We start from the raw sequence: 15,093 nt of genomic DNA, 5'->3' as shown, positions 1-15,093 counted from the left end.
AGGGCCGCGGCGGTGACGGCGGTGGAGGCCCCGGCCTCAGCCGGCGGTGCGGGCGAGGCCGAGCGCGTCGACCAGCGTGGGGCGCACGGCGAGCAGCCGGTCGGCTCCGGTCATGGTGAGGACCTGCAGCGGCTGCGGCTGCGCGCAGCAGACCGCGAACGACCCACCGGCCTCGGCCTGGCGGCGCTGCATCGCGATGAGCGCGCCCACGCCGCTGGAGTCCAGGAAGGCGACCTCGGACAGGTCCGCCACCCGCAGGTGCGCCACCGGATCGGGCAGCTGCTCGCGCAGCCGGGAAGCGCCCAGCACGTCGAGGTCGCCGGTGATGCTCAGCACCTCCACGCAGCCCCGCGCCCCGCGGTGGTGCTCCACCCGCAGCCGCAGGACCGCTCCGTCGTCGCGCAGGTCCACGCCGCACCCCTCGTGCCGCCGGGTCGTCGGAGAGGACGGCGCCCCCGAGCCTCCCCCGCTGTCGCGTACAGCGTAAGTCCCAGTTCTGCAGACACCGGCCGGGGATGTGGCTCGGTCGTGGGCGATCGTGTGTGACAGTGGTGGTGGGACCGCGAGGTCCCTCGCTGAGCGGTCGGCCGCGACGTCACGGACCACGAGACGGCGCACGGGTGAGCAGTGGCTGTCGCCCGCGCCCTGCCCACCGCCCGGACCGGACCGGACCGGACGGTGGCCCCGCGTCGGAGCACGGCACGCGCCCGCGCCCGCGGTGCGCGCCCCGGCCCCGGAGGAGCACCTTCCCCATGACCACCACCGCCCCCGAGCCCGGCACCCGGGCGCCCCGGGTCCGCGAGCGCGACCGCGCGGTCAGCAGCTACGCCGAGCTGTCCCGGGCGGTGAAGGAGCGGGGCCTGCTCGACCGGCGGCCCGGCTACTACGCGGTCCGGATCACGGCCGCGGCGGCAGCGGCGGCCGCGCTGGTGGCGGGCGTCGTCGTCCTCGGTGACTCCTGGTGGCAGCTGCTGCCGGCGGCGGCGCTGGGCGTGCTGGGCACGCAGTTCGCCTTCCTCGGCCACGACGGCGCGCACCGCCAGGTGTTCACCTCGAACGCGCGCAACGACTGGGCGGCGAGGGTGTTCGCGGGGCTGTGCGCGGGCCTGAGCCACGGCTGGTGGATGAACAAGCACAGCCGCCACCACGCCGCGCCGAACCAGGTGGGCAAGGACACCGACATCGAGTCGGTGGTGGTGGCCTTCCACCCCGAGGAGGCGGCCAAGCGGCGCGGGCTGCGCGCGGCGCTGACGCGCCACCAGGGGTGGTTCTTCCTGCCGCTGCTGCTGCTGTCCGGGGCCAACCTCCACGTGGACAGCGTCAAGGCGATGGCGCGCCGCTCCCCCGTGAAGGGCCGCTGGGCGGACGTGGGGTTCGTGGCCGCGCACTGGGCGCTGTACGCGTCCGTGCTGCTGACCACCATGGGCCCGGGCAAGGCCGCGGCGTTCCTGGGCGTCCACCTGGCCGTGTTCGGGCTGTGCATGGGCGGGGCGTTCGCGCCCAACCACGTGGGCATGCCGATCGTGGAGCGCGGGGCGCGGATCGACTTCCTGCGCCGCCAGGTGCTCACCTCGCGCAACATCCGCGGCGGCGTGGTGGTCGACTTCCTCATGGGCGGGCTGAACCGCCAGGTGGAGCACCACCTGTTCCCGAGCATGCCCCGGCCCAACCTGCGCCGGGTGCAGCCGATGGTGCGGGAGTTCTGCGCCGCGCACGGCATCCCGTACACGGAGACCTCGCTGGTCGGCTCCTACCGCGCGATCATCGCCCACCTCAACGAGGTGGGCCTGCGCGCCGGGGACCCGTTCAGCTGCCCGCTGGCGGCGCAGCTGCGCGCCTGACGCGCCCGCTGCGGCGGCAGTAGCGCGACCGTGGACGCTGCCTTCCGGTACGGGCTCCCGCACCGGAGGGCAGCGTCCACGGTCGTGTCAGGCGCCCGCGGCGCGCCGTGGGCCCCGGAGCGTGCGCGCAGCCAGCCAGAGGTGGGTCGCCAGCAGCGCCACGGCCACAGCGGTCACCCACAGGCCCCACTCGTCGGTGGTGAGCAGGACGACGACGACGGTGGCGTCGACGGCCACCAGGAGCAGTGCCCAGGTGGCGGTCCCCGTCGAGCGGTTGGCGCCAGCAGAGCGGAGGAGGACCTCACCCGGCCCCAGGTCCAGCCACCTCGGCGACGATCCGCTGGACATGCCAGGAGTGTGCTGAGGCACCCGTGCTGCCGTGCATCCGAGACCGCGGCGGAGGTCACCCCCGCGCGGCGCACCGAGCTCCTGCAGCCGTCACCGAGCGCCACACAGTGCGCCGGTCAGGTGGATCTCGACTTGCGGTGATCACCGCTCTGTGCAGGCACGATGCACGCACGTTCGACTGTCGGTGGTGACCCCTAGCGTTCTCGGCATGACCTGGAACGGCACCGAGACGCCCCACGAGGGCGCCCCCGGTGCTGACGGTCTGGGCGGCGGGGAGGTGTGGGAGTCCGAGCCGCTGGCCCCGGGCGCGCTCGGCGCCGGTCCCGCGCCGTCGCACCCCCACGACGACGACGCCCCGCTGCTCGACCTGCCCCCGCTGCCGCTGTCCGGTCCGCTCGCCGACGCCCTCTCCACCGCCCGCGCGGCCGTGGACGCCGCCGTCGACGCCGCCCGCTACCTCGCCTCGGTCGGCCCCCACCAGCGCGTGGAGGCGCTGACCCTCGCCGCCGAGCTGCGCCACGTCATCGACGCGGCGCTGCTGCTCCTCACCGCCAGCTTCACTCCCGAGGACCTCACCGCGGTCGGTGCCACGTCGCCCACCGACCTGCTCATCACCCACACCGGGGCGGAGGCCCGCCGCGCGAGCTCCGAGGTGCGCCTGGCGAAGGCCCTCACCGCCCCGGTGGCGCCGCTGCGCGCGGACGGCACGGACGGCGCGGACGACGCCACCCCCGCCGGGCCGGTGGCGGGTCCCTCCGCCGGGGAGGGTCTGGGACGGGTCGGCGAGGAGCACGCCCGCGGCCGCATCTCCACCGACGTCGCCTCCCTGGCCCGCCGCACGGTCGAGTCGCTGCCCCGGCGGATCCAGCGCGCCTGCGCCGCCGAGGCGGACGACGTGCTCGCGCGGACCCTCCCCGGCCTGACCCACCCGCAGGCCGCCATCGCCTGCGAGGTGCTGGCGCAGACGCTCGACCCCGACCGCGCCGACCGCGGCTTCGACCCCGACGACGTCGACAAGCGCTACCTGTCCCTGACCGTCCACGACGACGGCTCGGTCGACGTCCGCGGTCACCTCGACGCCATCGTCGGTGCGGAGTTCAAGGCCGCGATCGACCACCTGTCCAAGCCCGACCCCACGGTGCGCGCCCCCCTCGCCGACCCCTCCCGCGCCAGCGCCCTCGACGACACGGCCGACGTCCCGCTCCCCGGTGTGGACGACGACGGCGGCACCGCCCGCCCGAGCCGGCCCGCCGTCGCCGTGCGCGACGAGCGGACGGCCCCCCAGCGCCGGGCCGACGCCCTCGCGCTCCTCACCCGCCTGGGCCGCAGCTCCGACGAGACGCGCGGTGGTGAGCCCCCGCGCATCATCGTCACCGCCACCGACGGCCAGGTGACGGGCGTCCCCGGCTCCGGGCGCGCCACCAACGAGACCACCCGCCGGTCGCTGACCACCACCCAGCTCCAGCACCTGGCGTGCAGCGCGCTCATGCACACCGTGACGCTGTCCTGCCAGGGCGCTGACGCCGCCGTCCTGGCGCTCGGACGCGCGGTGCGCCTGTTCAGCCCGGCCCAGCGGCGCGCGATGCTCGCCCGCGACGGCGGGTGCATCGTCCCCGGCTGCACCGCCCCGCCCGGGTGGCTCGAAGCGCACCACGTGCACGCCTGGGCCGAGGGAGGTCCCACGGACGTCGATTCCGGGGTGCTGCTGTGCGGTCGGCACCACGTCTTGGTGACCCTCGGTGTGTGGGACGTGCGGATGGTCGACGGGGTGCCCCAGGTGCGGCCTCCCATGAGCATCGACCCGCTGCACCGGTGGGTGACCAACCCGCGCCGGGCGGTCGCCGAGACCACCCGGCGGAGAGCGGAGCAGCTCGTGCTCGCCACTCCACCCCCGGACGACGACCCCGGTGACGACCTGGTCCCCGACATCCCCGCGGCACACCGTGCCTGCGGGTGCTGACCCCTGGCTGCGCAGGGCTGGCGCAGCGACGACGTGCACGCCGTGCCGCGCTGTGACGGCGCTGATCCACCCGAGTCGCTGGTGGTGACCGGCGTGCAGGTGCTCCGGCATGATCGCCGGGCGGTGCAGCCGTCGGTGAGGGGGACCGCGCGTGGAGTGGACCAGCGTCGGCGTCGAGCTCCTGTGGCGCCTGCCCCTGACGGTGGGAGCCGCGCTCCTCACCTCCATGGCGACCGCCCACCTCGTCAGATCCCGCAGGACCGGCTCCCCCGACGGCGGCGCGGCGTGGTCGTTCGAGTGCTGGGCCCGCGTGGTGGGAGGCGAGCACCCGCAGCTGTCGCGACGGTGGCGGGTCGGGCGCGCAATCGTCAGTCCCGGCCGAGTCGCGCTGGGCCTGTACTGGAAGGGCCTGCGCCTCCGGACGCTGCCGGCCTTCGTCGTCGACGTCGACGCCGTGGACCGTGACGGCGTGCAGCGCGCAGGGTGGCTCACCAGCCTGCGCTTCGACGCGCGGTGCCGGCTCGTGACGGTCAGCACCACCGCGGGAGCCGGGGTGCAGCTGGCAGTGCCTGCTGGTGACCTGGCCGTGGTGCTCGACCTCCTCGAGGGACGGCACCTGCCGGCGACGGAGGAGCCCGGTGCTCCCGAGCGGCAGTGGCCCTTCCCCCGCACGGTGACGGTCACGTGCCGGCCGGCGGCACCCGCGAACGGCAGCGACGACGGCGACGACGGTGTGCCCTCCCAGCTCCACCGGTGCCTCGACGACGCGCGCCGGCAGCTGTCGGCAGAGGGGATGTCCCTGGCCGACGTCGAGCACCTGCAGATCCGCACCACCGACGCCCACGCGGTGTCGGTGAGCGTCCGCGAGCTCGCGTCGCGGCTGCGGGACGCCGGAGCTGCTCCCTCGATCAGCGTGCTCGGCGTCCCTCGTCTGGCGGTCCCGGACCGGGTGGTCGAGGTCGAGGCGACGGCCACGGCGCTGCTGGACCGTCCTCCCGCGGGTGAGCCTCGGTGAGCGACCCCGCCCGTCCCGCCCGCGCGGGCACCCGCCGCGAGCGCCGCGAGCGCTCGCGCGCGCAGGCGCGCCAGGCCTACGGGGACCTGATCGTCAGCGCGGTGGCGCAGGCCGCGCTCGGGACCGAGGGCGTGGCCGCTCGGGACGCGCGTGACCGGCTCGACGAGCGGGGTGGGGTCGGTCCGCACGACCCGACCGTGCTGCTGCGGCTGAGCCACCCCCAGGACGACGACGAGGCGGCGCGCTGGGCCGCCGTGACGATCTGGGGCGCGGGGATCCTCGCCCTCGAGCTCTCCGGCGGCTTCACCCGGCTGGAGTTCGAGGTGGACGAGGGGGAGGTCGACGAGGTCGCCCCGTCGTTCGTCGCCCTCGCGGCAGGGCACCTCCACGGCCGCTCGCGCGAGGTCACGCAGCCGTGCCCCGACGGCCGGCAGCGGCGGTGGCTGGAGGTGGCGGTCGACGGCGAGGTCCAGCGGGTCCCGGAGCCCCCGGAGCCGCTGTTCGGCTCCTGGCAGGAAGCGCGCCTGGGCCTCCCCCGGCTGCTCGTCAGTCGCGTGCTGAGGTCCCGGCGCTGACGCCGGTCCGCGGACCTGGTCCCAGCCCCTCGACGAGGGCGAGCAGCTGGTCGCGGCTGATGCCGCCCGCCGTCTCGGCAGGACCGGCATCCCCCGGGAGCACCACGCAACGCTGGTGCAGCAGCCCGTCATCCCGCAGGGCGTAGGCGCCCTGGTTCCCGCCCACCGTGAAGTAGACGCCGGTGGCGTTGTCGTAGGCGCCGAGCAGCAGCACGTACTCGCCCTCGGGCAGGGGCCCCGTCCCTGGCGGCCGGTGAGAGAACAGTCGCAGGCCGTGCGGGAAGCTCCCGAGCAGCGGCTCCACCGCGCTGGTCTCCACCCACGACCCGTCGCCCGCCCCGAACCCCGACGGCAGCGCCCTGCCCGTGACGTGCACCTGCGCCACCGCCTCCACGTCGCCTGGTAGCGAGGAGGCGAGGTCGGCCGTGCTCGTGGGGGTCACGCACGGCGTCGGCGTCGGCCCCGCCCGTGGGACGTCGCTCGGGACCGCAGGGACGGACGCGCCCACCAGTGCGGCCCCGGCTCCCCCGGCGCACCCCGCCGCCCCCAGCAGGGCGACGACGACGGCGGACGCGGCAAGCACCGCGCCCGCCCTCGTCGTCGTCCTCGTCAGGCGGGGAGGGCGGGGGCTGTCGTCGCGCGGCACACCCGGAGTACGCGCGCAGCCCCCGGTGGGGTTGCTCGTCGCACCGGTGTCACCGCTCGGGCAGCGGCAGCCAGGGCGGCGGGGACCGCCGGGGCGCGCTGCGAGACCGTGCCCCGGTGGCCCCCTCGCGACCAGCACCCCGGCGGCTGGTGACCTCGGTGACCCCCGACCCCGAGGTGGCGTCGCAGCCGGAGCACCAGCTCTCCGCCAGGGCGCTGCTGGAGCTCGAGCTCGCTGACGGCGCGCGGGTCGTCCTGCTGGACGACCGCGGCTGGACCAGCAGCACGGGTCGGAGCAGCAGCATCTGGGCCAGCACCACGCGCGAGGACGTCGAGGAGACCGCGCGCACCGTCGTCGGCCCCGACGGGCCGGTGCACGGCGGCACGTGGGAGCAGGCGGTGGCGGCCTCCTGGAGCCACCTCGCCGACGTCGCCGTGGCATCCGGCGTCGCGGTGGGCGGGCCCGAGCTGGCGAGCCTCCCGCACGACGTCGTGGTCGACGCGACGCTGCTCGCCCGGCTGTCCCCGGGGCCGCCCGTGGGCTGACGACGCGGCGGCCGGACGGTGGTCTGATCACTCGTCGTGATCACCGGACACCGGCGGGCGCGCGCAGGGCTCGTGGTCGGCTGCGCCGCGGGACCCTGGTCCTGGGCGCCACCGCCGGTGCGGTGTGGTGGTGGCTCACACCGGGCTCGGAGAAGGCGTTCCCGACGCAGCTGTCGGCCGCGCAGAGCGCTGACACCTCCGAGCGGATCCTGCTGGTGGCCCGCGACGTGCAGACCGCCTTCCTCGTCCAGCCCCCGGGCGCGGCCTCGACCGCAGCGACGACGCCGGACCAGGCACCGCAGGTCGTGGTCCCCGGCTCCTCCCCCGAGCAGGCCGCGGCGGCCCTGGCCGGTCCCGCGCGGCTCAGCGGACGGGCCGTCACCGCCGTCGCCGCGTGGGCCCGCACCACCGACCACCTGCGCGCCGGCACGACCACGCCCGCGGGCACCGCGGCCCAGAGCAGCACCGTCAGCATCGAGGCGCTCTCCGCACGGCGGGAGCTCGACGGCGTGCTGCACGTCTGCGCCCGCGTCCGCTCGGACGTCCTCTGGCGCACCGGCGGCAGCGGCGGCGAGGTCGTGCCGTGGGTGGTCACGGAGGACCCCTCGACCGGGCAGATCACCGACCTGCAGGTGCAGGACTGGGACGACGGTCCCTACGACTGCTGACCGCAGCCGCTCCACCCACCGGCTCTACGACCCCACCGGCCCCACCGGCTCGACGACGAGGAGTCCCATGACCAGGCACGTGCTCGGTGCTCTGCAGGCGGCCGCGGCCGTCCTGCTCGCCTGCGGCGTCCTCATCGGCGTGAGCCCCGTGCCCCTGGCGCGCTTCGGCTGCCCGCCCGCGTTCGCCGTCATGGCGTTCGAGGACGGGACGTCCACGGACACCGTCTTCACGTGCGCGGCCGAGCGGTCGCAGCGGCAGCTGGAGGCCGCTGCCGTCCTCGCGCTCGGCGGCGCCCTCCTCGCGGGGGCCTCCTGGGTGCGCCGCGGCCTGGCGCTCGAGCGGGCGGGCAGTCAGCCCACGGGATGACGACCGTCCGGCGCGAGCCGTGGTGTCGTCGTCCATGGTCGCTGTCAGGAAGCGGGGGCGCCGTCGGGGTGCCGCGCTCGCCGGGGCGGTGGCGCTGCTCGCCCTGGCCGGCGGGGGCTGGTGGGTGGCCACCTCTCAGACCGCGCTCGCCGTGCCGGTGCCGCTGAGCCTCGTGCAGCGCGAGGACCTGGGCGGACGCGTGGTGCTGCTCGCCCGCGAGACGCAGGACCCGAGCGCCGGTCCCGGCCAGACGCCCGCTCAGCTCGCCGCCGGGCTCGCCCCGAGGGCCTTCCTCAGCGGCGGGGCCGTGGAGGACGTCGCGGCGTACGCCCGGGAGGCGGCGCAGGAGCGGTCGTCGCTGGCCGGGGGCACGGGCGAGGTCGCGGGCGCCCGGGTGGAGCTCGCGGGGATGTCGGCCACCCGCCAGCTGGGCGGTCCGCTGCAGGTGTGCGCCCGCGTCCACACCACGCACCTCGTGGACGGCCGCGCCGGCGCAGAGGACGTCATCCCGTGGGTGCTCACCGTCGACCCCGGCAGCCAGCAGATCACCGCCGTGGACGTCCAGTACTGGGACGGCGGCGACCACACCTGCTGACCGGCGCCACCCCTCGTCGGCGGCTCAGTCAGCGGCTCAGTGCATGTGCATGCCGCCGTCCACGCTGAACGTCGTGCCGTTGACGAAGCCGGCGCCGTCGGACAGCAGGAACGCCGCCACCTCGGCGAGGTCGGCCGGCTGGCCCACCCGGCCCACCGGGATGCCCCCGGCCATCCGGGCCTTGCGCTCGTCGTCCAGCGCCCCACCCATGATGTCGGTGTCCACCGGCCCCGGGACGAGTGCGTTGACGGTGACGCCGTGCGGGCCCAGCTCGCGCGCGGCGCCGCGCGCCAGGCCCAGCACCGCGGCCTTCGCCGCCGCGTACGCGGACTTGGAGAACGTCCCGCCACCGTCGAGCGCGGTCACCGACGACGTCAGCACGATCCGCCCGTGCCCGGCGGCCACCATGCGCCGCCCGGCCTCCTGCACGAGCAGCAGCGAGCCGGTGGCGTTGACCGCCATCACCCGGTCCCACTCCGCGAGCGTCACGTCCAGCAGGGGCGTGGGACTGGGGATGCCGGCGAGGTTCACCAGACCCACCACCGGCGGCAGCCGCGGGGACTCCCCCTCGAAGGCCTCGCGGAACGCCGCCGCGACGGCGTCGGGCGAGGTGACGTCGCACGCCAGGCCCACCACCGACGCCCCGTCGGCCAGCTCGGCCCCCACCTCGCGGGCACGGCGCTGCACGCCGTCGTCGTCGACGTCGACGAGCAGCAGGCTCCACCCGTCGCGGGCGAGCCGGTGCGCCACGGCCCGCCCGATCCCGCGCTCCGAGCCCGCGCCCGTCACCACCGCCGTCCTGCCCGACACCGGCACGGCACTCCCCCTCGTCGTCGTCGACACCACCGGGACCGGCCTCCTCAGCCGAGGTGGCGGCGGAAGAACTCCACCGCGGACACCTCGTCGACGGACCCGCCGCCCTCGTGGCCGTTGTACGGCCACACCTCGATCTCCTTGTGCACGGTCGCGCCGCCCGCCGCAGCCCGCTCGCCCCACGCGGCGTGGGCGGCGAACGGCCCCGACGGCGGCACCACCGCGTCCATGAGCGCCGCGGTGAACCGCGCCGGCGCGCGGCCGCGGCGGGCGAAGCCCACCCCGTCGAGGTGGTCCAGCGTGCGGTGCACGGCGTCCACCGCGTCGCGGTGCACCGCGAGGTAGCGCACCAGCTCGTGGAACGGGTCGGCGTCGGTGATCGTCATCGACCGGCGGATGTCGCAGAGGAACGGCACGTGCGCCACCACGGCACCGACGTCCGGGACCAGGGCGCCCGCGGCGATGGCCATGGCCCCGCCCTGGCTGCCGCCGTAGACCGCCACCCGCGCGGCGTCGACCACGGCCAGCGTGCGCGCGGCGTCGACCGCGCGGGCGGCGTCGGTGAACAGGCGCCGGTAGTAGGAGGTCTCCGGGGAGGTGATCCCTCGGGTCATGACGCCGGGGAACTGCGGGGAGTGGCTGCCCGGGTCGGCGGTGCCGAGGTCGGGGGTGGCGCCGCGGCTCCACGTCGACCCCTGCCCGCGGGTGTCCACGTGCAGGTGGGCGAAGCCGCAGCTGGCGAAGAGCAGGTCGTCGGCGGGCTCGCCGCGGCCGCCCCCGTACCCGACGAACTGCACCACCGTCGCCAGCCCGCGCCCGGACGCCTCGGCGGTGGCGACCGCACCGGCGGGCACCCGCAGCCACGCCCGGACCGGCTGGCCGTCGAAGCCCGGGAAGGTCACGTCGTAGACGTCGACGGAGGTCAGCGGCGTGGGCTGGGGGACGACGACGACGTCGCCCCCCGCGGCCCGCGCCTGCGCGAGCGTGGAGTCCCAGAACTCGGCGAGCCCGTCCGGGTCCCGGTGGGCGCTGCGGTGGGCGCGGAGCTGGTCCAGCGGCATGTCGGTGAGCACGCCCCCGATCCTGCTCCGGGGTGGCGGGAAGACGCGCGCCGGGCCCCGGCGTTGCCGCTGGCGTGAAGGTGGAGATCTGGTCCGACGTCGTCTGCCCGTGGTGCTACGTGGGCAAGCGCCGCTTCGAGGAGGCGCTGTCGCGGTTCGAGCACGCCGACGCCGTGGAGGTGACCTGGCGGGCCTTCGAGCTGGACCCGAACAGCTCCTCCCACCCCGAGGGCACCGAGGTCGGGCCCGACGACTACGCCGAGCGCCTGTCCCGCAAGTACGGCACCGGCGTCGAGCGCGGCCGCGAGATGGTGTCGCAGATGACGGCCACGGCCGCCGCCGAGGGCCTGGAGCTGCGGTTCGACCGGGCGGTGAAGGCCAACACCATCGACGCGCACCAGGTGATCCACCTGGCCCTGGAGCGCGGCGGGCCCGCGCTGCAGGGCGCCGTCAAGGAGCGGCTGCTGCGGGCGTACTTCACCGACGGCGAGGCGGTGGGTGACCGCGCCGTGCTGCAGCGCCTGGCCGTCGAGGCCGGTCTGGACGGCGACGACGTGGCCGCCGTCCTCGCCGAGGGCCGCCACGTGGGCGCCGTCCGCGCCGACGAGGCCGAGGCGAGTGCGCTGGGGATCACCGGCGTGCCGTTCTTCGTGCTCGACAGGAAGTACGGCGTCTCCGGGGCGCAGCCGGCCGAGGTGCTGCTCAGCGCGCTGCAGCAGGCGTGGGCGGAGCGCTCCCCGCAGCTGGTGATGACCGGCGGCGCGGCTGGCTCCGCCGACGGGAAGGGCGGCGACCAGGCCGCCGGAGGTGAGGCCTGCGGCCCCGACGGCTGCGCCATCTGACCCCACCCCTGCGTCCGCCGGAGCGGACCCGGGTGGGGCGCTGGCCGCGCTGTCGGTGGTGCCCCGCAGACTGCCGTGACCACGCCGGCCGCGTCACACCCGACCGGTGGTGGTGCGGTGGTGGTGCGGTGGCGGTCACGACGGACGGGGACAGCGGATGCGGCGGACGGCTGACGGGTGGTGGCACTCACCGCGCGACCTCATGGCGGTGCTGGAGTGCGACCACCGGCTGCGGCTGGAGCACGCCGCGCACCGCGGCCTCGTCCAGCGTCCGCCGGTCCCGCTCGACGGGAGCCTGGAGCTGGTGGCCCAGCACGGCCTGGAGCACGAGCGCCAGGCGCTCGCCGCTCTCACGGCGCTGGTGGCTCCCCGCGGCGGTCGCGTCGTGGAGATCACCGCCCCTGGCCCCCTGGACGACGACGGCGAGGGTCCGTCCGACCCGGCCGCCAGCAGCGCCGCCGCCCTGACGCGCGCGGCCCTGGACGCCCAGGTCGACGTGGTCCACCAGGCCGCGCTCGTCGTCCCCGCTCCCCCTGACGACCCGCGCGGCGGCGGCTTCCTCGGCTTCGCCGACTTCCTCGTCAGCGTGGACCTGGTCACCGGGGAGCCCGTGGTGGACGAGGTCACCGGGCGGCGCCGGTACGAGCCGGTCGATGCGAAGCTGGCGCGCACCGCGCGCCCCACGGCGCTGCTGCAGACCGCGGCGTACGCCGACGCGCTCGTCGCGCTGGGGCACCCGGCGCCGCAGCGGGTGCACCTGTGGCTGGGCGGGGGCTCGGGGTCGCCGGGCGGGCGCGTGGTCTCCGAGCGCGCCGCCGACGTGCTCCCCCTCGTGGCGGAGTACCGCGAGCGGGTGCTCGCGGAGCTGGCCGACGCGGGCGGGGTGCTGCCGGAGCCGCTGTGGGCCGACGCGCGCCCGGCGTGCGGCACGTGCCCCTGGGCGCCGGTGTGCGAGACCGGTCGGGCGGACGCGCGCGACCTCAGCCTGGTCGCCGGCATCCGGCGCGACCAGGTGCACCGCCTGCGCGAGCGGGGCGCCGCGACCGTGGAGGCCCTCGCCGTCGCCGAAGACGACGTGCGGCCACCCGGCATGAGCCGCCCCACCTTCGAGCGGCTGCGCGCCCAGGCCGCGCTGCAGGCCCGCGGTGACGCGCAGCCGCCGGGCTCGCCCCCGCTGCACGACGTCCACGACGACGCGCCGCTGCGCCTGCTGCCCGAGCCCGACGCGGGCGACCTCTACTACGACATCGAGGGCGACCCCTTCGCCGACGGCGGCGAGGGCCTGGAGTACCTGCACGGCCTCACGGGCGCCGACGGCGCCTTCACCGCCCACTGGGCGCACGACCGGGCGCAGGAGCGGATCGCGTTCGAGGCCGTGGTCGACACCATGACCGTCGCCGCGGCCGCCCACCCGGGCATGCACGTCTACCACTACGCCGCCTACGAGCGGACCGCGCTGCTGGCGCTGGCGGTGCGCCACCAGACCCGCGAGGCCCAGGTGGACCAGCTGCTGCGCGACGGCCGCCTGGTGGACCTGTACGCGGTGGTCCGCTCCTCGGTGCGGGTGTCGGCGCCGTCGTACTCCATCAAGAAGCTCGAGCCGCTGTACATGGGCGCCGACCTGCGCGGCGGGGACGTCACCACCGCCGGCGACTCGATCGTCCAGTACGAGCACTACGCGGCGCTGACCGCCCGCGGCTTCCACGACGACGCCGCCGTGGTGCTCGCGGCCATCCGCGACTACAACGCCTACGACTGCGAGAGCACGCGCCGCCTGCACGACTGGCTCCTGAGGCTGGTCGGCAGGACCACGGCGGCCGCCGCCGAGGCAGCAGCGGCAGCAGCGGTGGCGGAGGGGGCTGACCCGCTCGCCCTGGCCACCGCGGTCGGCGTGGACGACGTGGCCGCGGACGCGGTGGGCGGTCCCGACGCCGTGGTGACCGACCTCGTCACGCGGCTGCTCCGCGGCGTCCCGCCGCACGCGGACCAGCGCAGCGAGCTCCAGCACGCCCGCGCGCTGCTGGCCGCGTCGCTGGGGTACTACCCGCGCGAGCACAAGCCGTTCTGGTGGGAGCACTTCGACAGGCTCCGCACGCCGCTGGACGAGCTCGCCCACGACGACGGCGTGGTGGTGCTCGACCGGGTGGACGGCGGCGACTGGGAGAAGCCGCCGCGGGCCCGCACCCTCAAGCGGACCGTCACCGCGACGACGACGTCGGGGGCCGGTGACGTCGCGCGCCTGGGCCGCAGCCCGTACGCCGTCTACGACGCCCCCGCTCCCGAGGGCCTGCAGCTGTCCGCCGACAGCGCCCGCGGCACCCACGCCCGCTGCGGGTCGCTGGCCTGGCACGACGGCGTGGTGACCGTCGTCGAGAGCACGGCCCAGGGAGGCGGTGGGGGCTGGCCGGAGCTGCCGGTGGCCCTGTTCCCCAGCGCGCCGCCGGCCACCGGGGGCAAGGAGGCGGTGGTCGTGGACCTCGCCCGCGCGGCCCTCGCCGACCTCGAGGCGGGCCGCGAGCCCGACGAGGCGTGGTGGCGCCTGCTCCTGCGCCGCGCCCCCGGCCTGCACCACGCCGACGCCGACTCCCGCGCGGACACCGTGGCCGCCGTGACGTCGGCGCTGCTGGGCGCCGGCCGCGACGTCGTCGCCGTCCAGGGACCTCCGGGGACGGGCAAGACGTACGTCGGCTCCCGCGTCATCGCCGCGCTCGCCCAGCGGGGCTGGCGGATCGGCGTGGTGGCGCAGAGCCACCAGGTGGTGGAGAACCTCCTCGAGCGCGTCGTGGCCGTGGGCGCCGCGGCGGGCGCGGGGGTCAGGCCGTCGGCACCGGGCTTCGCCGTGGCCAAGCCGAAGCAGGAGGGCGACCAGCGCGAGACCACCCCGTGGGAGCGCCCGCCCAAGGTGGACGCGTGGCTCGCCGCGCAGGAGGGCGGGTGCGTGCTCGGCGGCACGTCGTGGACCTTCGCCCAGCCCGGCGTGCGCAGCCAGCACCTCGACCTGCTCGTCGTGGACGAGGCCGGCCAGTTCGCCCTGGTCGACGCTCTCGTCGCGGGGTCGGCCGCGGAGCGGGTGCTGCTGCTGGGAGACCCGCAGCAGCTGCCGCAGGTCTGCCAGGGCACCCACCCCGAGCCCGTCGACGTCTCCGCGCTGCGCCACCTGCTCGGCCAGGCCGCGCTCGTGCCGCCGGAGGCCGGGTACCTGCTCGACACCACGTGGCGCATGCACGAACGGGTCTGCGAGCCGGTCTCGCAGCTGCAGTACGAGGGCGTGCTCGCGGCCCACCCGCGCACCGGCGACCGGCACCTGGAGGGCGTGGAGCCCGGGGTGCACCTGCACGCCGTCGACCACCGCGACAACACCACCTCCTCCCCCGAGGAGGCCGCGCGCGTCGTCGAGCTGGTGGGGGACGTGCTGGGCCGCACCTGGACGGACGAGGACGGCGCGGCGCGCCCCGTCGGGACCGGCGACGTCCTCGTCGTCGCCCCCTTCAACCGTCAGGTCTCGCTGGTCCGCTCGGCGCTGGCCGCTGCCGGGCACGGCGAGGTGCAGGTGGGCACCGTCGACAGGTTCCAGGGGCGGGAGGCTCCGGTGGTGGTCGTGTCGATGGCCACCTCCTCCGGTGACGACCTGCCGCGGGGCGTGGAGTTCCTGCTGTCCCGCAACCGCCTCAACGTGGCGCTGTCACGGGCGATGTGGGCCGCCCACCTGGTGCACTCCCCCGCGCTGCGCTCCATCACGCCCACCACCGCCGAGGGGCTGGTGGCGCTGGGCGCGTTCGTGGGCGTCCTGCGCCGCGCCACCGGCTGACGGTCCTGC

General features: G+C 76.4%; 15 protein-coding genes. 10 read left to right on the top strand and 5 right to left on the bottom strand.

Going from position 1 to position 15,093, the window contains the following annotated elements; all coding sequences use genetic code 11:
* Positions 1-36: 36 nt before the first annotated feature.
* Positions 37-411, bottom strand: a complete 375-nt coding sequence (locus tag H7K62_RS04210; RefSeq protein ID WP_186716696.1) for an STAS domain-containing protein — start codon at positions 409-411, stop codon at positions 37-39.
* 341 nt (positions 412-752) lie between these two features.
* Between H7K62_RS04210 and H7K62_RS04205 the strand changes: the two genes are divergently transcribed.
* Entirely contained in the window at positions 753-1,841 is a 1,089-nt protein-coding gene (locus H7K62_RS04205) for a fatty acid desaturase family protein (protein ID WP_186716695.1), read from the top strand.
* An 87-nt stretch (positions 1,842-1,928) separates the two neighbouring features.
* On the opposite strand, the gene H7K62_RS04200 is transcribed toward H7K62_RS04205, so the two are convergent.
* The gene (locus H7K62_RS04200; protein WP_186716694.1) at positions 1,929-2,189 is read right to left on the bottom strand and encodes a hypothetical protein; all 261 of its coding nucleotides are present in this window, start codon (positions 2,187-2,189) and stop codon (positions 1,929-1,931) included.
* A gap of 208 nt (positions 2,190-2,397) precedes the next feature.
* Between H7K62_RS04200 and H7K62_RS04195 the strand changes: the two genes are divergently transcribed.
* From H7K62_RS04195 to H7K62_RS04185, 3 genes are all read left to right on the top strand, one after another.
* Positions 2,398-4,149, top strand: a complete 1,752-nt coding sequence (locus tag H7K62_RS04195) for an HNH endonuclease signature motif containing protein (protein WP_186716693.1) — start codon at positions 2,398-2,400, stop codon at positions 4,147-4,149.
* Between the two features lie 151 nt (positions 4,150-4,300).
* Positions 4,301-5,164: a RidA family protein gene (locus tag H7K62_RS04190; protein WP_186716692.1), complete on the top strand. Its 864-nt coding sequence runs from the start codon at positions 4,301-4,303 to the stop codon at positions 5,162-5,164.
* On the top strand, positions 5,161-5,739 hold the full coding sequence (locus tag H7K62_RS04185; RefSeq protein WP_186716691.1) for a hypothetical protein: 579 nt from the start codon (positions 5,161-5,163) through the stop codon (positions 5,737-5,739). Before H7K62_RS04190 ends, H7K62_RS04185 begins: the two co-directional genes overlap by 4 nt.
* On the opposite strand, the gene H7K62_RS04180 is transcribed toward H7K62_RS04185, so the two are convergent.
* Positions 5,711-6,322, bottom strand: a complete 612-nt coding sequence (locus tag H7K62_RS04180; protein ID WP_186716690.1) for a hypothetical protein — start codon at positions 6,320-6,322, stop codon at positions 5,711-5,713. The two genes, H7K62_RS04185 and H7K62_RS04180, sit on opposite strands and share 29 nt — an antisense overlap.
* 179 nt (positions 6,323-6,501) lie before the next feature.
* On the opposite strand from H7K62_RS04180, the gene H7K62_RS04175 reads away from it, so the two are divergent.
* The 4 genes from H7K62_RS04175 to H7K62_RS04160 all read left to right on the top strand — a co-directional run bounded on the left by H7K62_RS04175 (position 6,502) and on the right by H7K62_RS04160 (position 8,560).
* A complete protein-coding gene (locus H7K62_RS04175) occupies positions 6,502-6,930 on the top strand; it encodes a hypothetical protein (RefSeq protein ID WP_186716689.1) in 429 nt (142 codons plus the stop codon).
* 122 nt (positions 6,931-7,052) lie between these two features.
* Positions 7,053-7,598 carry a hypothetical protein gene (locus H7K62_RS04170; protein WP_186716688.1) on the top strand — a complete coding sequence of 182 codons (546 nt, stop codon included), beginning with the start codon at positions 7,053-7,055 and terminating at the stop codon, positions 7,596-7,598.
* A 67-nt stretch (positions 7,599-7,665) separates the two neighbouring features.
* On the top strand, positions 7,666-7,965 hold the full coding sequence (locus tag H7K62_RS04165) for a hypothetical protein (RefSeq protein ID WP_186716687.1): 300 nt from the start codon (positions 7,666-7,668) through the stop codon (positions 7,963-7,965).
* A gap of 34 nt (positions 7,966-7,999) precedes the next feature.
* Positions 8,000-8,560, top strand: coding sequence for a hypothetical protein (locus tag H7K62_RS04160; protein WP_186716686.1), 561 nt, complete (start codon positions 8,000-8,002; stop codon positions 8,558-8,560).
* 36 nt (positions 8,561-8,596) lie between these two features.
* Here the strand turns inward: H7K62_RS04160 and H7K62_RS04155 are convergent, their stop codons facing one another.
* Positions 8,597-9,376 carry an SDR family NAD(P)-dependent oxidoreductase gene (locus tag H7K62_RS04155; protein ID WP_186716685.1) on the bottom strand — a complete coding sequence of 260 codons (780 nt, stop codon included), beginning with the start codon at positions 9,374-9,376 and terminating at the stop codon, positions 8,597-8,599.
* 44 nt (positions 9,377-9,420) lie between these two features.
* Entirely contained in the window at positions 9,421-10,446 is a 1,026-nt protein-coding gene (locus H7K62_RS04150) for an acetylxylan esterase (RefSeq protein WP_186716684.1), read from the bottom strand.
* 62 nt (positions 10,447-10,508) lie between these two features.
* On the opposite strand from H7K62_RS04150, the gene H7K62_RS04145 reads away from it, so the two are divergent.
* Positions 10,509-11,276 (top strand): DsbA family oxidoreductase, encoded by a 768-nt coding sequence (locus tag H7K62_RS04145; protein ID WP_186716683.1) that lies wholly within the window; start codon positions 10,509-10,511, stop codon positions 11,274-11,276.
* A 157-nt stretch (positions 11,277-11,433) separates the two neighbouring features.
* Entirely contained in the window at positions 11,434-15,084 is a 3,651-nt protein-coding gene (locus H7K62_RS04140; RefSeq protein WP_186716682.1) for a TM0106 family RecB-like putative nuclease, read from the top strand.
* Positions 15,085-15,093: the final 9 nt, after the last annotated feature.

It is taken from the genome of Quadrisphaera sp. RL12-1S (assembly GCF_014270065.1).
In the GTDB taxonomy this organism is placed as follows: Bacteria; Actinomycetota; Actinomycetes; order Actinomycetales; family Quadrisphaeraceae; genus Quadrisphaera.
This window is presented reverse-complemented; position numbering and strand designations above follow the sequence as displayed.